Origin of the sequence: Burkholderia sp. BCC0506, assembly GCF_902833145.1 — a bacterium.
In the GTDB taxonomy this organism is placed as follows: domain Bacteria; phylum Pseudomonadota; class Gammaproteobacteria; order Burkholderiales; family Burkholderiaceae; genus Burkholderia.
Map to the genome: position 1 here is coordinate 290,154 of NZ_CADFEN010000008.1, position 20,559 is coordinate 310,712.

Annotated in this window: 18 protein-coding genes and 1 pseudogene; 7 read left to right on the plus strand and 12 right to left on the minus strand. The window is 64.4% G+C overall.

Features of this window, described 5'->3' with window-relative positions; genetic code table 11:
• Nucleotides 1–140: 140 nt before the first annotated feature.
• The 5 genes from HWX62_RS20465 to HWX62_RS20485 all read right to left on the minus strand — a co-directional run bounded on the left by HWX62_RS20465 (nt 141) and on the right by HWX62_RS20485 (nt 6,773).
• Entirely contained in the window at nt 141–1,538 is a 1,398-nt protein-coding gene (locus HWX62_RS20465) for an FAD-dependent oxidoreductase (RefSeq protein WP_175932135.1), read from the minus strand.
• A gap of 60 nt (nt 1,539–1,598) precedes the next feature.
• Complete coding sequence (locus tag HWX62_RS20470; protein ID WP_175932134.1) at nt 1,599–3,281, minus strand: FAD-binding protein; 1,683 nt, start codon at nt 3,279–3,281, stop codon at nt 1,599–1,601.
• Between the two features lie 71 nt (nt 3,282–3,352).
• The gene (locus HWX62_RS20475) at nt 3,353–4,288 is read right to left on the minus strand and encodes an alpha/beta hydrolase (protein WP_175932133.1); all 936 of its coding nucleotides are present in this window, start codon (nt 4,286–4,288) and stop codon (nt 3,353–3,355) included.
• A 286-nt stretch (nt 4,289–4,574) separates the two neighbouring features.
• Nucleotides 4,575–5,489 carry a fumarylacetoacetate hydrolase family protein gene (locus tag HWX62_RS20480; RefSeq protein ID WP_244136072.1) on the minus strand — a complete coding sequence of 305 codons (915 nt, stop codon included), beginning with the start codon at nt 5,487–5,489 and terminating at the stop codon, nt 4,575–4,577.
• 15 nt (nt 5,490–5,504) lie between these two features.
• Nucleotides 5,505–6,773, minus strand: coding sequence for an amidohydrolase family protein (locus HWX62_RS20485; RefSeq protein ID WP_175932132.1), 1,269 nt, complete (start codon nt 6,771–6,773; stop codon nt 5,505–5,507).
• A 412-nt stretch (nt 6,774–7,185) separates the two neighbouring features.
• Here HWX62_RS20485 and HWX62_RS20490 point away from each other — a divergent pair, with 412 nt between their 5' ends.
• Nucleotides 7,186–7,884, plus strand: coding sequence for a TetR/AcrR family transcriptional regulator (locus tag HWX62_RS20490; protein ID WP_175932131.1), 699 nt, complete (start codon nt 7,186–7,188; stop codon nt 7,882–7,884).
• Between the two features lie 486 nt (nt 7,885–8,370).
• On the opposite strand, the gene HWX62_RS20495 is transcribed toward HWX62_RS20490, so the two are convergent.
• Together HWX62_RS20495 and HWX62_RS20500 are read right to left on the minus strand one after the other, a co-directional pair.
• Nucleotides 8,371–8,544: a hypothetical protein gene (locus HWX62_RS20495; RefSeq protein WP_244136073.1), complete on the minus strand. Its 174-nt coding sequence runs from the start codon at nt 8,542–8,544 to the stop codon at nt 8,371–8,373.
• 11 nt (nt 8,545–8,555) lie between these two features.
• Nucleotides 8,556–9,014, minus strand: coding sequence for a hypothetical protein (locus HWX62_RS20500; RefSeq protein ID WP_244136074.1), 459 nt, complete (start codon nt 9,012–9,014; stop codon nt 8,556–8,558).
• Between the two features lie 574 nt (nt 9,015–9,588).
• Between HWX62_RS20500 and HWX62_RS20505 the strand changes: the two genes are divergently transcribed.
• A complete protein-coding gene (locus HWX62_RS20505; protein ID WP_175932129.1) occupies nt 9,589–10,779 on the plus strand; it encodes a M20 aminoacylase family protein in 1,191 nt (396 codons plus the stop codon).
• Between the two features lie 56 nt (nt 10,780–10,835).
• The gene (locus HWX62_RS20510) at nt 10,836–12,167 is read left to right on the plus strand and encodes an MFS transporter (RefSeq protein WP_175932128.1); all 1,332 of its coding nucleotides are present in this window, start codon (nt 10,836–10,838) and stop codon (nt 12,165–12,167) included.
• A gap of 41 nt (nt 12,168–12,208) precedes the next feature.
• On the opposite strand, the gene HWX62_RS20515 is transcribed toward HWX62_RS20510, so the two are convergent.
• The gene (locus tag HWX62_RS20515; RefSeq protein ID WP_175932127.1) at nt 12,209–13,129 is read right to left on the minus strand and encodes a LysR substrate-binding domain-containing protein; all 921 of its coding nucleotides are present in this window, start codon (nt 13,127–13,129) and stop codon (nt 12,209–12,211) included.
• A gap of 137 nt (nt 13,130–13,266) precedes the next feature.
• Here HWX62_RS20515 and HWX62_RS20520 point away from each other — a divergent pair, with 137 nt between their 5' ends.
• Together HWX62_RS20520 and HWX62_RS20525 are read left to right on the plus strand one after the other, a co-directional pair.
• Nucleotides 13,267–14,040, plus strand: a complete 774-nt coding sequence (locus HWX62_RS20520; protein ID WP_175932126.1) for a transporter substrate-binding domain-containing protein — start codon at nt 13,267–13,269, stop codon at nt 14,038–14,040.
• A gap of 55 nt (nt 14,041–14,095) precedes the next feature.
• A complete protein-coding gene (locus HWX62_RS20525) occupies nt 14,096–15,211 on the plus strand; it encodes a succinylglutamate desuccinylase/aspartoacylase family protein (protein ID WP_175932125.1) in 1,116 nt (371 codons plus the stop codon).
• Between the two features lie 254 nt (nt 15,212–15,465).
• On the opposite strand, the gene HWX62_RS20530 is transcribed toward HWX62_RS20525, so the two are convergent.
• Nucleotides 15,466–16,293 carry an IclR family transcriptional regulator gene (locus HWX62_RS20530; RefSeq protein ID WP_175985217.1) on the minus strand — a complete coding sequence of 276 codons (828 nt, stop codon included), beginning with the start codon at nt 16,291–16,293 and terminating at the stop codon, nt 15,466–15,468.
• A gap of 188 nt (nt 16,294–16,481) precedes the next feature.
• On the opposite strand from HWX62_RS20530, the gene pcaF reads away from it, so the two are divergent.
• Nucleotides 16,482–17,684: a 3-oxoadipyl-CoA thiolase gene (gene pcaF / locus HWX62_RS20535; protein WP_175932123.1), complete on the plus strand. Its 1,203-nt coding sequence runs from the start codon at nt 16,482–16,484 to the stop codon at nt 17,682–17,684.
• Nucleotides 17,685–17,782: 98 nt separating this feature from the next.
• Here the strand turns inward: pcaF and HWX62_RS33115 are convergent.
• The 3 genes and pseudogenes from HWX62_RS33115 to HWX62_RS20545 form a co-directional block, all read right to left on the minus strand.
• Nucleotides 17,783–17,887 (minus strand): annotated as a pseudogene (locus tag HWX62_RS33115) (DUF523 domain-containing protein); the annotation flags it as partial.
• Entirely contained in the window at nt 17,881–18,441 is a 561-nt protein-coding gene (locus tag HWX62_RS20540; protein ID WP_175932122.1) for a GNAT family N-acetyltransferase, read from the minus strand. The gene HWX62_RS20540 and the pseudogene HWX62_RS33115, both read right to left, overlap by 7 nt.
• Nucleotides 18,438–18,737 (minus strand): hypothetical protein, encoded by a 300-nt coding sequence (locus HWX62_RS20545; RefSeq protein ID WP_175932121.1) that lies wholly within the window; start codon nt 18,735–18,737, stop codon nt 18,438–18,440. Before HWX62_RS20545 ends, HWX62_RS20540 begins: the two co-directional genes overlap by 4 nt.
• Nucleotides 18,738–18,966: 229 nt before the next feature.
• Here HWX62_RS20545 and HWX62_RS20550 point away from each other — a divergent pair, with 229 nt between their 5' ends.
• Nucleotides 18,967–20,511: a PAS domain-containing methyl-accepting chemotaxis protein gene (locus tag HWX62_RS20550; RefSeq protein ID WP_175932120.1), complete on the plus strand. Its 1,545-nt coding sequence runs from the start codon at nt 18,967–18,969 to the stop codon at nt 20,509–20,511.
• The last annotated feature ends 48 nt before the right edge of the window (nt 20,512–20,559 follow it).

A 20,559-nucleotide genomic window follows, 5' to 3' on the forward strand; every position in this document is an offset into this window, starting at 1 on the left:
AACGCCCAGTAGACCAACAGTCGCGTGAATCGTCGGCGTTACGATCAGAAAGCAAATGCAACGGACTACTGAATGTATTGCGGAATTTTCTATTTTCCTCCATCGGAGGCCGTCAGCGGCGTCGCTCGCTCTCGCGGGACCTAGGTATTGGATAGCGAAAAATGGCCAGCATTCTTGCCCGCGATCCGACCGAATACGATGGCGTTGGCAACGGAATTACCGCTGCCCAGATAGACCTCGCCCATGGCGCCTCCCGAGGCCTCGCCTGCAGCGTACAGCCCCGGGATGGGTTGTCCCGAAGCGTTCTGCACGCGCGCCTCGCGGTCGATCCGTAGCCCGAAGGACGTCAAGCCCAGGCTCCGCATTTTCAGGACCGCCGCGTAATAGGGGCCGTCTCCCAAAGGCCGGAGATGAAGGGCGTTCTTGAAGAAAAGCGTATCGTTGCCAGCTGCTACATCAGCGTTGTAGCGTGCGACGGTCACAAGGAGCGCCTCGGCGGGAATGCCTGCCTTCGCGGCGAGATCCGTCAACGTTTCGCCACGCAGAAGCCGGCCGTCGCGCAGACCGGCTTCGAGAGTGTCGCGTTTCCAGTCATTTGCCAATTCTCCCGCTCGGATCATCGGTGCATAGCGAAAGTCCAGGGGGGAATCTTCGAAGGAAGCTTGATCGAAGATTGCGAAGGCGACCTGATCGGGCTGAGCTTCCATGATGGACTTTTGGATGCAATACGCGGCGCCTTCGTCCATGAAGCGGCGCCCAAAGCGGTTGACGAAAATCAACCAGCCGGGCGGTAACGTCAATTCGCGGCTTAGACCGGACGTCATCATCATCGTGCCACGGTCCTCGCCGTAGAGATCAGCGCCAACCGCGGGCCCGAAGGTGAGGGCGTCTCCCTGCGCCGTGGCGGGGCCTCCGTACCATCTCCCCTCCACCTGAGAGCTCGGATAATGCCGCGCGAGGAGTTCATCGTTGGCGCCAAAGCCGCCGCTCGCCACGACAACGGCCTTCGCTCTGATGACTTCGCCTTCGACCTCGATGCCCACGACTGCACCGTTCTCAGACACCAGCTTTTGCACCCGAGTGTGGGTGACAATCTCTACGCCAGCCGACTGAGCGCGCCCTTCGAGTATCTCGGTAATGCGCGCGCCCCCACCCACCGGCCAGTGGCTGCGTGGGGTATCTGACACGTCGCCTTGCGAAAGATTGCCGATGCTGACGCCGCAGTCGATCAGCCAGTCGAGCGTCTCGGAACCAGCATCGCAAAATCGCCGCATAACCGATGGTTCTATGCGGTAGCGAGACAGCGCCATCGCATACGTGAACATCGCATCGGGCGTGTCGCCGACGATCCCAGCCTCGCGCTGAACCTTGGTTCCGGCAGCATAGATGGCGCCACCTGAAGTGGCGGTCGCGCCCCCGCAGCGCGCGCCCGCCTCCACGAGCAACACGCGTGCGCCGGTCTCGGCCGCCATCACGGCGGCAGACAATCCCGCTCCGCCGCCACCGATCACGATCACATCAAAGTCGTCTCCTGCCATCGCTCCTCTCCTTTTGTCTCAGAATTTCGTTCCACGAATTGCGTCAATCGCCGATCGGTGTCACGCAGCGAGATGGGCCGCCGCGATATAGCCGAATGTCATCGCCGCCCCCAACGTCGCGCCGGCGCCGGGATAGGAATCGCCGAATGGCGACGCCGAACTGTTGCCGATCGCGTACAGGCCGGGGATGGGCGTCCCATCGGCCTGTTCCACCTGTGCGTTGGCATTGACGCGGATGCCACCCTTGCTGCCGATGTCGCCGATATAGATGCGGATGGCGTAAAACGGCGGTTTGTCGATCGAAACCAGGCTGGGGTTTGGGCTTGCCGACCGTTCGCCGGACATCATCTGGTCAAACAGGGAATCACCACGGCCGAATTGTGAGTCCTTGCCCGTCTTGGCCGCTTCGTTCATCTGCGTGACGACCGAGTTGAGCTGCTCGGATGGCAAGCCTGTCAGCGATGCCAATTCGGAGACCGTGTCCGCTTTGTAGATGAAGCGGTTCCACCATTCACGCGGAATCGTTTTGTCCGACGCCATCGACGACGGAAGGAGGTTGCCGATGGGATAATTCGCGCGATAGCGGGAGTCGAAGATCATCCAATAGGGATCGGAGCTGCGGCGGGTCGATCCTTCGGCAAGTACCTTGTTGCCGATGCGGTCGTAGGACGATGATTCGTTGACAAAGCGTTCACCATCCGAGCGAACGAGAATGCACCCGGGAGAACGGAACACCGGCCCCGGCACCATTGAATTGGGGACGTGCGGATCCGGCAGCACGGCGACCGGCGTCCACCAGAAATGTCCCATCATCTCGGTGCCGGCACCAACGTCCTGCGCCGCCAGCAGACCGTCGCCAGTGTTCACGCCGGGCGCGATACTGTGGCCGGCACTAGTCGGGCGAAGCGCGTGCGTATCTCGTAGGGTCTGGTTATGCTCGAACCCACCCGCTGCGATAATGACACCCTTGGCGGCACGCACCGAGATTTCCCGTCCATCATTGTCGAACGTCGCGCCGCTGACGCGGCCGCCGCTTTCGACCAGATCGGTCATGCGCATATTCAGCATCAGCGGAATACCGCGTTTTTTCATCGCGATCCGCAGGGCGCAGACAAGCGCTGCTCCCATTGTGACGCGACGATCGCGCCGCGTGATCCGGCGCCATGAAATATCTGTCCAGTAACGCGCGAACAGCTTGAGAATCGAAAACTGCCAGCCGGACGGCTTTTCGATAAGCGCGTGCATGTCGGGCCAGTCAAGCGCGATCCGATGTCCCGCCTTCCATAGGTGGGAAGGTTCGCGCATTTCGAAAAACATCGGGCCGAGTGCTTTGCCGTCAAGCTTTTTCGGAGCAACGCTGCGGCCGAACATGCTGCCGTCGACTTCCATGAAATAGTCGGGGAACGTATCCCCAACGATTCCGACACCAATCTCCTCGAGATACCGTGTCATGTTCGGCGCCGCAGCAAGGAAGGCGTCGATGCGATCTTCACGAACGTTGCCATTTGTAATGGCAACAAGATACTTCTTCGCCTTCTCGACACTGTCTTCGCCGTTCAGGAACTGGTGGTTCGGCGCCCAGATTTGCCCTCCCGACAGCGCCGACGTCCCGCCGAAATAATGCGTTTTCTCCATCACGACGCTTCTTTGGCCGAGATCGTGGGCGCGAATGGCGGCAAGCATGCCACCAGCTCCGGACCCCACGACAAGCACGTCGCAGTCGATGTGCCGTTTCGGTTCCATGTTCAAGTCTCCTAATGTCATTATTGTGGTCGGACCGGCAAAGGTAGTTCACCCCGCGGCGGGGCACATCGTCAGTCTCGACGACATGCGCGTCGAAGCGCCTGGCTAGCGTCGTCGAATGCTTTTCGAACTTCAGCTGCCAGATCGAAGAAGCCGCAAAAGCCGTGAATTAAGCTGGCGTACTCGTGATATTCAACTGGGACGTCAGCGTTGGTCAGCCGATCGGCATACATTCTGGCTTCGTCACGGAACATGTCATTGCCACCCACCGCAATGAAGGCGGGTGGCGAGCGGCGGAGGTCCTTACGAAGGAGGATCGAGATACGTGGGTCAGTCCGCTGACTGTCCAACTCGAGGTAATTCTGCATGCAATTGCGGTGTAGCCCGATGGTGATCAGGTGGCCTTCGGCGAATTCGCTCCTTGACGCGGTATCGATGTCGACTTGGGTCATCGGGTAGAACAGCAGTTGCAGCGCACACTGTTTGCTTGGCTCGTCGCGCAATTCGGAAGCGACGAAGGCCGCCATATTCGCACCTGCAGACTCGCCGCCGACCGCGATCCGCTTGGGATCGACGCCTAGTTGTCGAGCATGGTCGAAGAGCCAAGACGTGCTGGCTAACGCGTCATCGTGCGCCGCTGGGAAACGATGCTCGGGAGCGAGGCGATAAGCGACCAACAACACCTTGATGCCCGCACCCAATGCAAGACGTCGTCCGCTCTGATCGTGCGTATCAAGCCCGCCGACCATCCAGCCACCGCCATGAAAGTAGACGAGGCACGGCAGATCGTCCGTGTCGGCCGCGCTGCGGGCTGGTGACAACAAGCGGGCGTCCAGCCTGGTATCGCCGATTTCGATTCGAAAGTCTCTAGATTCGACTCCCGGGATCGGCGTCGGAGCAGATCGGAGGGCACGGAAGAACTGCCGCTGCTCATTGGCGTCCATGCCTTCGAGCGCGGGGCCAGCATGGTATTTCTGAAGCATGGCGGCAAGATTCTGGTCGAGCATAACTGGGCCTTTCTGGTTCGCGCAGTCACCGGCGCGGATGGCTTAGGGTTTTCAGTACATCACACGTCCGCTCGACACGTCGAAGGCGGCGCCGGTCGAGAAACTGCATCCCGAACTCAGCCGCCTGCCGATCATCGCGGTGATCTCCTCGACGACGGCAAGGACGGCAGCCAAAGTTCTTAACAGGATGTAGCGGTCTTTGACCTTGGTCGCTTCGGACGGCCGCGCTTGCTTCCATTTCTTTGCGAAGGTGCGGCGCGTCGGCGTACCGGTGATTTCGCTGCGGTCAGGCGATCTGGGTTAAGAGGGTGCCAAGGCCGGCGACCTCGATCCGGATTTTGTCGCCCGTTGATATGAAACGGCCGTTTTCGGCTCCCACACCCGCTGGAGTTCCGGTGATCAGGACGTCGCCAGGAAAGAGGTCGAATAGGCTGCTGAGGAACGCGATCTGCTCGGCGATAGAATAGATGTGGTTCTTCGTGTTCGAGTCTTGCCGCAATTCGTCGTTGACCCAGGTCTTGATGGCAAGATCCTCGGGATCGGCGATATATTCCGCCGGTGTCAAGAACGGGCCGACAGGGCAAGATTTCGGGAAGACCTTCGCGCCCATCCAGTCGGCCCGAAATGGAGAGCTCACGTCCTCCTGTCGCCGAATCAGTCGATCGCGTGCCGACAGATCGTTGGCGCAACTGTAGCCGGCGACATAAGAAAGGGCGTCCGCTTCGCGGACGTTACGCGCGCGCCGACCGATAATGACTGCGAGTTCCGCCTCGAAATCCAGCTTCTGCACGCCACCGGGATAATCGACGTACTCGCCGTGTCCCGCCAAGCCGGTGCGGCCCGGAATCATGAAGAAGAACGGCGGAGCGCCGCTAGCGCGGGGATCATTCACGGTGATATTCATCACTTTCGCCATCGCTTCGACGTGATCGCGATAATTCGCCCCGCAGGCGTAAATTGTAGCGGCGTTCAGGGTGGGCGCGACAAGACGCGTCACGCCGAGGTCGATCGCCTCCGGCATTTCGTCGCCGTCCGCGATCCGGCGGGCCAGTGCCTTCATTCGTTCGTGCTGCACGTCAACGTCGGTCAGGTAGGCTTCCAGGGTGCAATCCGGCAGGTGGTAGGCCTGATCGGCAACCACGATTCCGAGTTCCGGCGATCCAGACGAGGGCAGAAATTGAAAGAGCTTGTAAGATGCCACGAAATAACTCCCGAACTAGCGCGCCGTAGAATCAGCACTGGAGTGCTGTGCCTGAAATTCCTTGTGGAACTTGCCGTCCTTCATCACCGCGAGAATGTTGCTCTTATCCTGAAGCAGGGTGACATCCTGCGTGACATCGCCTTTCACTAGCACAATGTCGGCGAGATAACCCGGCTTAATCATTCCAAGCTCATCGCCCATGTCCATCAACTGGCCGCCCAACTTCGTTGCGGCGACGAGCGCTTCAATGGGAGTGAAACCCATCTGCTTTACAAAAATGTCGAGATCGCGGGCGTTCCAGCCGTGCGGATTGAAGGGGAAGCCATAGTCGCCGAAGGGCAGGACTCGGATCCCGCGCCGGCGCATTTCGGGGATCAGTTGCCGATGGCGCTCGATCACGTTCCGTGCGTCGGCCTTCTGCTCGGTGAGATCCATCCCAGGCGGTGGCGTGAAGTCCAGCAGGGCCTGAAGCACGCCGATCGCCGGTGCCACGAAGATATCGTCCTTGCGCTCCTCAAGCAGATCCAGCGCTTCTTCGTCCGCGTGGGTGCAATGGTAAAGAACGCGGAAGCCGTGGCGCGCGCCGAGCTTGACGGCTTCGGCAGCATGCGCGTGTCCGTTCAGCCAAATTCCAGATTCGACCGCTTGCTCATGCGCGGCTTGAAGCTCCTCGTCCCGATATTGCAACTCGAACGATGCACCGGGGCGCAGCTGGCTTTCGCCCGACAGCAGGAACTTCACGGACTTGGCACCGAACTCCGCGCACTCCTTGATGAACGCCCGTACCTCTTCCGGGCCGCCAAGTTGATGCTCGGACTTGCCGGGATTGAAGGTGTTATCTTCCCCCGCGGGTGGTTCCTTTTCGATTGACGAGGGAATGAAGCGCGGACCGGGCAGGCCACCGCTTTCAATTTGATCGGCAAGATAGATTTCGAGCCGCTGGCTCATCGCGCCGGCCGAATAGGCGCTAGTAATGCCATGGTCGAGCAGTATCCGCGCGTTGCGCGCAGCGGTCAGCGCGAGCGCTTCGGGCGGCATCGCCATTTCCCTGACAGGACGTTCGACCGAGCTGGGCCACGTAAGGTGAGCGTGCGCTTCCACCATCCCGGGCATCAGGGTCGCGCCCTCGCCATCGATCACATGCGCATCGGCCTGATTGCCTGCGCCGTTCATCGAGCCGCCAGGCGTGACGGAAACGATGCGGTTCTCCTTGACGGACACCTCGCCGGCGAACGGCGGTGATCCCGTGCCATCAAAGATTCGGACGTTTTTAAATATGATCATAATGTTTCCATAAGTAATACTAAACGTTTGAAAGCGATTATTAGGGTGCCCACACCCGTTATCTAACAAGTCATACGTCCGATGCCATACTTGGCGGAGTCGCTCGCGCGACTCACAAGAGGCGTTCGAACAGTTGCGTATCTCCGACGGTCGCAATCATTGTCGAACAACCGTCAAAGTCGTCGCCCGTTCGCTTTTTCGTCGGCCGGTTCACGATCGGCCTACCACCTGCGGCAGTCGGACGGCCGTCACATGAGGCGGAGCCGGAGCCTGTGCTGAGTGTGCGAAGCAGTGCATCAAGTGCGCGCGGAACTTTGACAATCGTCAAAGTTTTGGCGTTTGGTGTCAAGGTCGCGTCACTTGGGATTTTCCCTACCGATGGAAGAGCGGATGACAGCCTTAAAATTCGAAAATGGCAACTCACATCAAAAAGCCCGCACCACGTGATGGGGCGGCGTTTCGGCAGTCGATCCGGCGGACGGCACTCGACGTCTTTTCAACTTACGGCTTCGACGCCACGAGCATGCGCCAGCTTGCGGCCGCTGCAGGCATGGACGTAGGCCATCTCTCGTACTACTACCCTGCGAAGGAGGCCCTGTGGCGTGATGTGCTGACGGAGTGCTCCCGCGACTATGAGCAGCACGTGGAGTCCGCGCTAGCAGCGGCGGTCGATTCGAAGACGGCAACCGAACGTGCCGCTATCGTGCTGCCCAGCCTCCTCGGCTTCATGGCCGACAATCCGAAGCTCTCGCGATTGATGATGCAGGAGTTCTCCATTAATTCGGCCCGCCACGACTGGGTCGTGGACACCATGGCGAAGCGGGTGTTCCTGCGGTTACAACCATTATTCGACGGCCTCAGGTCCGAAGGCGTCCTCGTCGATATCGATCCGACAGCCGCCTACTTTGCGCTAATCGCCGGAGCAGTTGCATTTTTCGCTTCAACGGACGAGTTCGGCCGGATATCGGGCTACGGCGTTCCAGATGCCGAACAGAAGAAGGAGGTGATTGCCTTTTTGTGTCGGGGTTTTCTCGCCACGACGGGGACGCCGTCAGGCAAGCGAGAGTCAGTCGAGAAAGCATCGCGCGGACAGAAGAAGCAGTCGACCTAGGCCCAAACCGCGCATCTCGGATGTGCGATTGGCGACCGTCAGGAAGGCCGGCGCAGACCGAAGGCGCCGGTTGCAAAGCCAACGGGATCGCTCTATTTCGTTACTTCAATTGGCTGTTCCAGTGTATTCCCTTAGCGGGGTAATCGTCGGGATCGTGCAAAAATGGCGATTTGATCTTGAAAGCGCTTATCAATCAATTGGTTACATCGTCGTAACGTGAACGAAGGCCGTCGGAGCGCGAAGCCTTGCTGCATGCGCCTCTGCGAGTGGGTGCCACCAGATTTGGCTCGATCCGGACGATTACGCCTGGCGGCCCGAACACAACTTTAGTTGTGTGAGCGCGAAGAGCGGAAGAAGAGCGCAAGCGGCATGACCAGTGATGGACAGATAACGCACAGTTTCGGCGGCATTGCTGACCGTATCGGGCCTGTTCTAAGCGGACCTGCTCGCGGCAGTGGTCGGTGGTCGGGCTTTCCGCCTGACCGCTCACTGCACCGCGTGCTCCCTCATGACGGCGTCGCGATACACACGAGCGACGAGCGTCCCGGTCCTCTCGATATGCCGCTCGACTGTGCCTTCCTCAAGGCAGTGCAACACATCGAGCGTACTGTCGCCGCAGACATTGCAGTCTCGCCGCGCCAGTTCGAGTTCCTTCGTCATTCCTTTCCTGGTCAACTCGGCAGAGAGCCACTCGAACGCGGTTGCGCCGTCCGTCGGTCGCATGTAGCGGGGCAGTGCCCGCCCATGAGCGCGAGGTCGGAGGCCGATGCCTCTCCAAAGGAAATTCTGCAAAACAGGGGATCTGCCATAGCGCCAGTATCATCTGTCTCGCCGCTCAGGATTTCCTCGGCCAACATGCCGGCCATGCCGACGAGCATCTTCCAGTTCGCAGGTAGCTCGGGAGCGGCAAACCCATGGTTCAGCGCCACCTTGCGCATCACCTCAGGACAGGTGCGAGGACGAAACTGGCCCAGCCATGAGCTCTCGTCTGGATTGCCGCTCTCGTTTTTCCACACAACTGCGTCGCCAGCGCCGCCGAAGCGTTCGTAAAGCATCTTGTGGCCCGCTTCGTGGTACGCGGTGTTTCGGAGCTCTCTGGCAGCTATCTGCTCTTCCGAAAAATCGATCATGTTCGTTGGACGTTGTCGATGCCGTTGCGAGTCCCGCCGGTCGGCGGTCGCACAGGCGCGCGTTGCCTGCAAATGAGTGTAGGTTCGCCGAAGCGGCATGATTTGCCCAAAGTCGAGCAAATCGGCTTTGCCACCTTGTTCTCGCATCGGCGAGACCCGACAGCGGTTACGCCGATTTCCAGTGTCGTTCTCCCGCCAGCCGTGCGGACCGCTGACGACGCGGCGTCCGGAAGAGCCGGTTCGATCTCCCATTGGATGGCCTATTGACTTGCGCGTAGAAATGCGCGGGGGCTTCTCGGTCAAGGCAAAAAGCCGTTTTCGATTAGATACGGATACGCCATGTACCACGGGCGTACCGGGCCCGCACCGGATGCCGGTATCCGCATCTAATCGAAAGTCGTATCCATATCTAATCGAAAGCTACAGAGCCGGACCGAAGCTCCGTACTAACCCTGATTAAAAACACTTATCGCGGTGAAAAATTCCGCATCTTATTGAACCGATATCGGCTGGATATAGTGGCTCGCTTTCCCGCACGCACCACCGGCGTGCGCAAAACGGCAGGAGCCTCTCGATGACCACCGATACCCGATTCACCGAAGTCGAGGATCTGCTGCCCGCCGCCGGCGGGCTGCGCGAGATCCGTCACCACATCCATCGCCATCCCGAACTCGCGTACGAAGAGCACGACACGGCCGCGCTGGTCGCGGACAAGCTCGAGCAATGGGGCTGGCAGGTGACGCGCGGCGTCGGCAAGACGGGTGTCGTCGGCACGCTGAGGGTGGGCGACGGCACGCGCAGCATCGGCATTCGCGCGGACATGGATGCGCTGCCGATCGTCGAGGCGACCGGCCTGCCGTATGCGAGCGGCACGCACGGCAAGATGCACGCATGCGGCCACGACGGCCACACGACGATGCTGCTCGGCGCCGCGCAGCATCTCGCGAAGACGCGCCACTTCTCGGGCACCGTGCACCTGTATTTCCAGCCGGCGGAAGAGCACGGCGTCGACAGCGGCGCGAAGAAGATGATCGACGACGGCCTGTTCGAGCGCTTCCCGTGCGACGCCGTGTTCGGCATGCACAACCATCCGGGCGCGGCGCCCGGCGTGTTCCTCACGCGGCGCGGCCCGTTCATGTCGGCCGGCGACAAGGCGATCATCTCGATCGAGGGCGTCGGCGGCCACGCGGCGCGGCCGCACCTGACGGTCGACCCGGTCGTCGTCGCGGCGAGCATCGTGATGGCGCTGCAGACGATCGTCGCGCGCAACGTCGATCCGTCGCAGCCGGCGGTCGTCACGGTCGGCTCGATGCACGCGGGCACCGCGAACAACGTGATTCCGAACGGCGCGCGCCTGGAACTCAGCGTGCGTTCGTTCAGCCCGGACGTGCGCGCGCTGCTCAAGCGCCGCATCACCGAGCTGGCCCAAACGCAGGCGGCGAGCTACGGCGCGAGCGCGAACGTCGAGTACATCGAAGGCTATCCGGTCGTCGTCAATACGGATGCCGAAACGGATTTCGCCGCGCAGGTCGCGCGCGAACTCGTCGGCGATGCGCACGTGGTCGAGCAGGCCGACCTGCTGATGGGCAGCGAGGATTTCGCGTTCATGCTGCAGCAGCGGCCGGGCTCGTTCGTGCGGCTCGGCAATGGCGAAGGCGAGGACGGCTGCATGGTGCACAACCCGAAATACGACTTCAACGATCGCAACCTGCCGATCGGCGCGGCGTTCTGGACGCGCCTCGTCGAGCGTTACCTCGGGCGGTGATCGCGGCGGCGGCGCGCGGCCGGCGCTTCCGGCCGCATTGACAGGAGAGGATAGCGATGCAGAAGGACCATCTCGCGCTGCACCCCGCGTCGACGGGCGCCGCCGAAGCCGGCGTGTCCGGCTCGCCTGCCGTCACGCGCCACGGCGCGATTACCGCGGCCGTGATCGGCAACTGGCTGGAATTCTTCGATTTCACCGTGTACGGCTTCTTCGCGGTGCTGATCGGCAAGCTGTTTTTCCCGTCGAGCGACCCGACCACGTCGCTGCTGCTGTCGGTCGCGACGTTCGCCGCCGGCTTCTTCACGCGGCCGCTCGGCAGCGTCGTGCTCGGCGTCTACGCGGACCGCAAGGGGCGCAAGGCCGCGCTGAACCTGACGATCATGCTGATGGCGCTCGGCACCGGCCTGATCGCGATCGCGCCGACCTATGCGCAGGTCGGCGTGGCCGCGCCGCTGCTCGTCGTGTTCGCGCGGCTGCTGCAGGGCTTCTCGCAGGGCGGCGAATTCGGCGCGGCGACGTCGACGCTGCTCGAACAGGGCGGCACGTCGCGCCGCGCGTTCCGCGCGAGCTGGCAGCTCGCGACGCAGGGCGGCGCGGCGCTGATGGGCTCGGGCTTCGCGGCGCTGCTGTCGAACACGATGACGAAGGATGCGCTGGAAAGCTGGGGCTGGCGGCTGCCGTTCCTCGTCGGCGTGCTGATCGCGCCGGTCGGGATGTACCTGCGCCGGCGGCTCGCGGACGATGCGCCCGGCGATCGCCATCACGGGATCGAGCGCGGCGTGCTGCACGAACTGTTCTCGAAGCACACGCGCACGGTGCTGCTGCTGATGCTGACGGTGATGGGCGGCACGGTGTCGACCTACATCCTGACGTTCTACATGCCGACCTACGCGATCCACACGCTCGGCCTGCCGATGAAGCTGTCGATGTTCGTCGGCGTCGCGTCGGGCTGCGTGATGCTGGTCACGTGCCCGCTGTTCGGCTGGCTGTCGGACCGGCTCGGCAGCCGGCGCCTGCCGATCTTCGTCGGCCGCGGCGTGCTGGTCGCGCTGCTGTTCCCGGCGTTCTGGCTGATGAACCATCATCCGACGCTGTCGGTGATCCTGCCGCTGACCGCGCTGATGCTGCTGTTCTATTCGCTCGGCTCGGCGTCGGAAATGGCGCTGATGTGCGAGTCGCTGCCGCGCCATGTGCGGGCGACGGGCATCTCGATCGCGTATGCGCTCGCGGTGACGATCTTCGGCGGCACCGCGCAGTTGATCGCGACGTGGCTCGTGAAGACGACCGGCAGCAAGCTCGCGCCGGCCGGCTACGTGGCCGCGTGCGTGGTGCTGTCGCTGATCGCGGTCGCGATGCTGCGCGAAACGGCGCGCGAGTCGCTGGACTGACGCGCGCTGCGCGAGGCGGGCCGCGCCGCGGCCCGATGCGCCTACCGCCCGCGCACCACCCTGAGATACGACGCGAGCATCGTCGCGAGTTCCTGCGCGGCCGGCGTCAGCGGCACGGCCGCGCGCTGCAGCAGGCAGATGTCCTGCGCGTCGGCCCGCTCGCGCACCGGCACCTTCACGAGCGCGCCGGCGAACGGCCCGTGCCGCGTGATCGCTTCGGTTTCGAGCGCGAGGCAATCGGTCTGCGTGACGATCTGCAGCGTCTCGAACATCCCTTCGACGGTCGCGAGAATCTTCGGCGGCGGCTGGCCGTGCGCATCGAAGTACGCGAGCAGCCGGTTGACGACCGGGTCGGCGCTCAGGTTCGGCGAGCGCGTGGACACCCATGCATGGTCGGCCAGCTCGGCGAGCGATCGTGCATGCATCGCCGGGTGCCCGTTGCGGCAGACGACCACCGGCGCCGACGTGCGCAGCGGCGTGACCGCGAGATCGGTCGTGTCGGTCTGCTTCGCGACCAGCGCGATCGCGAAATCGACCGCGCTTTCGCGCAGCCAGCCGATCATCATCCGCGACGTGCCGGTGCGCAGGTGCACGTCCACCTTGTCGAAGCGCGCGCGGAACGCGGTCAGCACGGGCGCGAACGCGTCGATCAGCGGCTCGGTCACGAGGCCGAGCGTGACCGTGCCTTCGTAGGCGCCGCTCAACTGACGGATTTCCCGCTCGACCTGCTCGCATTCGCCGAGGATCGCACCGGAGCGCGCGAGCAGCCGCTGGCCGACGGCCGTCGGCACGATCCCGCGATTGGTGCGCGTGAACAGCGTCGCGCCGAGCGCCGCCTCGAGGCCCTGCAGTTGCTGCGTGACGCCGCTTTGCGCGAGATCGAGCGCGCGGGCGGCCGCGCGCAGGCTGCCGTGCTCGACGACGGCCTGGAAGATGCGGAGCTGGGACAGCGTGAACGCCATGGGAAGCAGCGAGGCCGGTGATCGGAAATACCGATCATGATAAGTCAGCCACGGGTTCCGGCGGCGGTGGCCGCCGCCTACGATCGCAGGCAGTCCGGCTCATGCCGTTTGCCCCCGCTTCCTGCCCGTCGTCGACCATGAAACGTTTCCTCGTCCCGCTCGCTTCCCTGTGCCTTGGCCTGGCGGCCACGTCCGCGTACGCGCTCGACGCGCACGTGGTGCGGCTCGGCATCGACCCGACCTATCCGCCGATGGATGCGAAGGCGCCCGACGGCAGCCTGAAGGGGTTCGACGTCGATCTCGGCAACGAGATCTGCCGCCGCGCGCAGCTGCGCTGCCAGTGGGTCGAACTCGAATTCTCCGGGATGATCCCCGCGCTGCAGGCGCGCAAGATCGACGCGATCCTGTCGTCGATGGCGATCACCGCGAAGCGCGAGAAGCAGATCCTGTTCTCGTCGAAGCTGTTCCGCTTCAAGTCGCGGCTCGTCGCGCGGCCCGGCAGCGGGCTCGACGGCACGGCGGCGTCGCTGGCCGGCAAGCGCGTCGGCGTGCAGTCGGGCACGCAGTTCGAGTCGTGGGCGCTTGCGCACTGGGCGCCGGCCGGCGTCGGCGTGGTGCCGTACAAGAGCCAGGACGAGGTGTTCGCCGATCTCGTGAACGGCCGCGTCGACGCGGCGCTGCTCGGCACCGTGGAGGCCGACTACGGGTTCCTGCGCCAGCCGCGCGGCAAGGGCTTCGCGTTCGTCGGCGCGCCGCTCGACATGGGCGATCGCGGCGTCGGCATCGGCATGCGGCAGTCGGATACGGCGCTCAAGGCGTCGATCGACGGCGCGATCGCGTCGATGCTGAAGGACGGCACGTACGACCGGATCGCGAAGCAGTATTTCGATTTCAACCCGTACGGCGACTGAGCGCCGTGCCGGCCGGTTCTTCCGATTCCCCGCTTTCATCCGTTCGAGATCCTCGATGCAGATTCGCACCACGCCGCTCCTGTCGCCGTCGATCGGCACGCAGCGCACGCTGACGAGCTTTCATTTCGGGCCGGCCGACAGCGGCCGCAAGATCTACCTGCAGGCCGCGCTGCACGCGGACGAGACGCCCGCGATGCTCGCGGCGGTCGTGCTCAAGCAGCGGCTCGCGCAGCTCGACGCCGAAGGGCGGCTCGCGGCCGAAATCGTGCTCGTGCCGGTGTCGAACCCGATCGGCCTCAACCATCATCTGCTTGGGCAGTTCATCGGCCGGTTCGATCTCGCGAGCGGTCGCAACTTCAATCGCGGCTTCCTGCCGCTCGCGGAGATCGCCGCGCGTGCGCGCGACCGGCTGGGCGACGACGGCGCACGCAATCGGGCGATCGTGCGCGAATGCGTCGGCGCGGCGCTCGACGACATCGTGCCGCGCACGGAATTCGATGCACTTCAGCTTGCGCTGCTGAAGCTGTCGCACGACGCCGATGTCGTGATCGACCTGCATTGCTCGCTCGAAGCGGTGATGCATGTGTATACGAGCGACACCGCGTGGCCGGACGTCGAGCCGCTCGCGCGGTATCTCGGGGCGGAGGTGTCGCTGCTCGCCGAGGATTCGGGCGGGCACGCATTCGACGATGCGCATCATCTGCTGTGGTCGCGGTTGCGCGCGCAGTTGCCGGCCGGCACGCCGATGGCGGCCGGCACCGTGGCCGCGACGGTCGAGTGCCGCGGCCAGCGCGACGTGACCTACGAATACGCGCAACGCGACGCCGGCGCGCTCGTCGACTATCTGATGTGGTGCGGCGCGGTGCGCGGCGAACGCGCGCCGCTGCCGCCGCTGGCCGCGCCGGCCACGCCGCTCGCGGGCAGCGAGCAGTTCTACGCGCCGGTGAGCGGGATCCTCGTGCACCGCGCGGCGATCGGCGCGACGATTCGTGCGGGCGATCCGCTGTTCGACATCGTCGATCCGCTGACGGATGCGGTCACGACGATCTCGAGCGCGACCGATGGCGTGTTCTACATGCGCCGCGCGATCCGCTTCGTGACGGCCGGCGCGCCGCTCGGGCGCGTGACGGGTACGGTGCCGGTGCGCACGGGGATGTTGTTGGGCGCGTGAGTGGTGGCGGGGGCGTGTCCGAGCGGCGCCGCGCAATTTCGTTCTCGTCAAATTGACCGGGCGGTGCCGTCCCCCTAAATTGGGCGATGCGGAGCGTGCTCCGTGTTCCGTGAGAAGGACGTTGCAAGCAGAGTCAGAGAGTTGAGCGGGCGGCCCATGCCGCCCGTCTTTTTATCCGCGCCATCTGCGTGTTTCGCGTGTTTCGCGCTTTCCGCGAACGATCGCGTTGCCGATCCGGCGAGCGAAGTAACCGCTCACCCGCGCCGAGCGACGAGCTCCGATACCGTCTGCGCGGCCTGCTGCAGTGGCCCGAGAAACTCCTTCACCATCTGCTTCGCGGTATGCCGCTGCGCATTGCCGCTGATGTTCATCGCGGCGATCACCTGCCCGCGCCGGTTGCGGATCGGCGCGGAGATCGACATCAAACCCACTTCGAGTTCCTGGTCGACCACGGCCCAGCCCTGCTGGCGCACCTGCGCGATCGTCGCCTTCAGCTCGCCGATGTCGGTGATCGTGCGCGGCGTATGCGCGCGGATCGCGCTCTGTGCGAGCGTTTCGTCGAGCGCCGCGTCGTCGAGCGCGGACAGCAGCACGCGGCCCATCGACGTGCAGTACGCGGGCAGCCGGCTGCCGATCGACAGGTTGATCGTCATGATCTTGTGCGTCGGCACGCGCAGCACGTATACGATCTCGGTGCGGTCGAGCACCGCGGCCGAGCAGCTTTCGTGGATCTGCGCGGACAACTGCTCCATCACCGGATCGGCGAGATTCCAGAACGGCATCGACGTCAGATACGCGAAGCCGAGCTCGAGGATCTTCGGCGTGAGCCGGAACAGCCGGCCGTCGGCCTCGACGTAGCCGAGTGTCTGCAGCGTGAGCAGGATCCGGCGCGCGCCGGCGCGCGTGAGGCCGGTGGCCGATGCGACCTCGGTGAGCGTCTGCTCCGGGCGTTGCGCGTCGAACGCGCGGATCACCGCGAGGCCGCGCGCGAACGACTGCACATAGGAGTCGCCGGGTTTCGTCTGAGTATCTTCGGTTGTCGTGAGCGCCTGGAATGTCGTGCAGCCGAGAAGATAGCGCATGGGGCCCGACACGCCAACCGCCCGGCGGACCGCGCGCTTGACAGGTCGTCCCTGCACTCCCTATGATGCGTTGAACGTTCGATACACGATCTTATGTTCGTATGTAGAACATTTAAGCGCATCCCGGCGGGCAATGCAAGGGGCGCGCCCTGTTCATTTCCCAGCCTTTCACGGGACCGGAGACACTGATGACCGAAGCTTTTCTGTGTGATGCGATCCGTACGCCGATCGGGCGTTACGGCGGTGCACTGTCCGGCGTGCGCGCCGACGATCTGGGCGCGGTGCCGCTCAAGGCGCTCGTCGAGCGCAATCGCGACGTCGACTGGACGGCGATCGACGACGTGATCTACGGCTGCGCGAACCAGGCCGGCGAGGACAACCGCAACGTCGCGCGCATGTCCGCGCTGCTCGCGGGTCTGCCGGAAGGCGTGCCGGGTTCGACGATCAACCGCCTGTGCGGTTCCGGCATGGATGCGGTCGGCGTGGCCGCGCGCGCGATCAAGTCGGGCGAAGCCGCGCTGATGGTCGCGGGCGGCGTCGAGAGCATGACGCGAGCGCCGTTCGTGATGGGCAAGGCCGCGAGCGCGTTCGCGCGCCAGGCCGACATCTACGACACGACGATCGGCTGGCGCTTCGTCAATCCGTTGATGAAACAGCTGCACGGTGTCGATTCGATGCCTGAAACGGCCGAGAACGTCGCGGTCGATTACCACATCAGCCGCGCGGATCAGGACCTGTTCGCGCTGCGCAGCCAGCAGAAGGCGGCGCGGGCGCAGCAGGACGGCACGCTTGCCGAAGAAATCGTCGCGGTCACGATTGCGCAGAAGAAGGGCGATCCGGTGGTCGTGTCGCGTGACGAACATCCGCGCGAAACGTCGCTCGAGGCGCTCGCGAAGCTCAAGGGCGTCGTGCGCCCGGACGGCTCGGTGACGGCCGGCAACGCGTCGGGCGTGAACGACGGCGCCGCCGCGCTGCTGCTCGCGAACGAGGCCACCGCGAAGCGCTTCGGCCTGACGCCGCGCGCCCGCGTGCTCGGCATCGCGACGGCCGGCGTCGCGCCGCGCGTGATGGGCATCGGCCCCGCACCGGCCACGCAGAAGCTGCTCGCGCGGCTCGGGATGACGATCGACCAGTTCGACGTGATCGAGCTGAACGAAGCATTCGCGTCGCAAGGTCTCGCGGTGCTGCGCATGCTCGGCGTGGCCGACGACGATCCGCGCGTGAACCCGAACGGCGGCGCGATCGCGCTCGGCCACCCGCTCGGCGCATCGGGTGCGCGCCTCGTGACGACCGCGATGTACCAGTTGCATCGCACGAACGGCCGCTTTGCGCTGTGCACGATGTGCATCGGCGTCGGCCAGGGTATCGCGATCGCGATCGAACGCGTCTGACCTGCGTGACGTTGTGAGGCGGCCGGTTGGCGCCGCGTCACGGTTGTTCCGCTTCGCAACGATGGGCGGCACGAGAATTCTCGTGCCGCCCATCGTCGTTAACCGGCCTGCGACAGTTGCCTGAGGCGGGCGTCGAGCGCGTCGATCTCGGTGTCCGCGAACACCTCGATGCCATGCTCGCGCAGCAGCGCGGCCGTTACGCCGTCGGCCCTTCGAGGTGAATGTCCTCGGGCTCGAGCGCGTAAAGCGCGGGATCGGGCGCCGCGCTGACCGTGAAGCCGAGCCGCAGGTAGAAGTCGATCGTGCGCTGCGACGGCGTGGCCGACACGTACAGACGCCGGGCGCTCATCGCGCGCGCCTGCGCGCGGGCCGCGCGGTAGAGCTGTTCGCCGAGCCCGCAGCCGCGCCAGTCGTGGCTCACGTGCAGGAACTTCAGCTGCAGCATGTCGCGTTGCGGGCCGAGCGGCCGGCTGTCGACGACCACGGCCGCGACGAGCCGTGAGCCGTCGAACCTGCCGAGAAACCAGCCGCCGCGATCGTGGCAGTCGAGCAGGATCGGCGTGTAGTGGTCGGCTTCGCCGTCGGGCCAGCCGGCCACGTCGTAGAACTCGGGCACGCGATGCAGCGCGCCGTCGCGCAGCACGTACAGGTGTTCGATGATTTCGCGCCGGTCGATGGTCCACACGAGCGGCACGTCGTCGCGCGGCAGCAGGCGGGCCGACAGCGCGTCGCGTTCGGCGGCGGTGCGGCGCGTCATGCGGCCGCCCGCTGCGCGGCGATCGCGACCATCAACGGCGGGCGCGGCATGCCTTCGGGCGGCACCATCCGGTTGCTGTCCGGTCCGCGTTCTTCCGGCAACGGCATGGTGCCGCCATGGCGGAAAAACACGGCTTGATCGTTTTTGCGGATGTCATGCGCGACCGTCGCCGTATTCCAGGGCGACCGCTTCAGTTCATGCAATGCTTTTTTCATCGAATTCGAATGCAGACGGATGGAGTGGGATAGGTCGATCGTTTCGCCGCACGCAACGGCTGCCCGCATTGTCAATGCCATGTGGCGCTCCGTGACAGGCAAATAAACGCGCGCGACGATTATCGCCCGATTATTTGATTGAAATCATGGTAACGACGGAATTGCCAATTCCATGCGAAACGGAATTAAGGTTTTCCGGTGAATTGCCGACAGTAAAGACGAGAGTGTCGTAAAGCGATCAACCGTTTTTCGGCTACTGAGCGCGATTTCAGCGCGGCGCGGACGACAGATCCGCCTTTCGGAGCCTTGCATGCGCAACAACCAGCCCGTTACCCAACAGGAATTCGATTTTCCCGACGACGTCACGCTGATGTCGACGACCGACGCCGACAGCACCATCACCTACGCGAACACCACGTTCGCGCAGGTGAGCGGTTTTTCGAACGAGGAACTCGTCGGCCAGCCGCACAATGCCGTGCGCCACCCCGACATGCCGCGTGAGGCGTTCGCCGACATGTGGGCGACGCTCAGGCGCGGCGAGCCGTGGACCGCGCTCGTGAAGAACCGCCGCAAGAACGGCGACCACTACTGGGTGCGCGCGAACGCGATTCCGGTGATGCGCAACGGCGCGCCGCAAGGCTACATGTCGGTGCGCACGAAGGCGCCGCGCGACGAGACCCAGGCCGCGGAAGCGCTGTATCGCGCGTTTCGCGAAGGCAAGGCCGGCCGGCGCCGGTTCCACAAGGGGCTCGTCGTCCGTACCGGGCTGCTGCGCATCGCCTCGCTGTCGCAGACGATGTCGGTGCGTGCACGCGTTCATTCGGCACTGTGCGTGCTGGCGCCGGCGGTCGTCGGCGCGGGCTGGGCCTGCGGGCTGGCCGGCGGCGCGCTCGCGGCGTTTGCCGGCGTGACGGCCGGCGTGGCGGCAGCGGCCGGCTGGTGGCTCGACGCGCAGATCGTGCAACCGCTGAAGCGGCTGCACGAGCAGGCGCTGAACGTCGCGACCGGCGAGAGCCGGCGCGGCGTGCGGATGAACCGCGTCGACGAGATCGGCATGACGCTGCGCACGATCAACCAGCTCGGGCTGATGTTCCGCTGGCTCGTCGACGACGTCAGCGAGCAGGTGCACAACGTGCAGCGTGCGAGCAACGAGATCGCGCAGGGCAACAACGACTTGAGCGCACGCACCGAACAGGCCGCGTCGAGCGTGCAGCAGACGGCCGCGTCGATGGCCGAGATGACGGCGACCGTGTCGAGCAATGCGGAAACGGCGCTGCAGGCGAATCAGCTGTCGGTGTCGGCGAGCGAAGCGGCGGAGCGCGGCGGCCGCGCGGTGAGCGAGGTCGTCACGACGATGAGCGAGATCACCGACAGCTCGCGCAAGATCGCCGACATCATCGGCGTGATCGACGGTATCGCGTTCCAGACCAATATCCTCGCGCTGAATGCGGCGGTCGAGGCCGCACGGGCAGGCGAACAAGGGCGCGGTTTCGCGGTGGTCGCGGGTGAAGTGCGCGCACTCGCGCAGCGCAGCGCGAACGCGGCGAAGGAGATCAAGACGCTGATCGGCGCGAGCGTCGAGCGGGTCGAGTCGGGCGCGCGGATCGTCGATGGCGCGGGCAAGACGATGGAGGACATCGTCACGCAGGTGAAGCGCGTGTCCGATCTGATCGCGGAGATCAGCTCGTCGACGGCCGAGCAAAGTACGGGCGTCGCGCAGGTCGACCAGGCGGTCGTGCATCTGGACAACATCACGCAGCAGAACGCGGCGTTGGTCGAGCAGAGCACGGCGGCGTCGGAAAGCCTGAAGCAGCAGGCGACGCGGCTCGTGGATGCGGTGAACGTGTTCCGCTGATCGCGGCGAGGAAAGGTGACGCGGGCGCGACGGAGAGGGGAGCCGGCC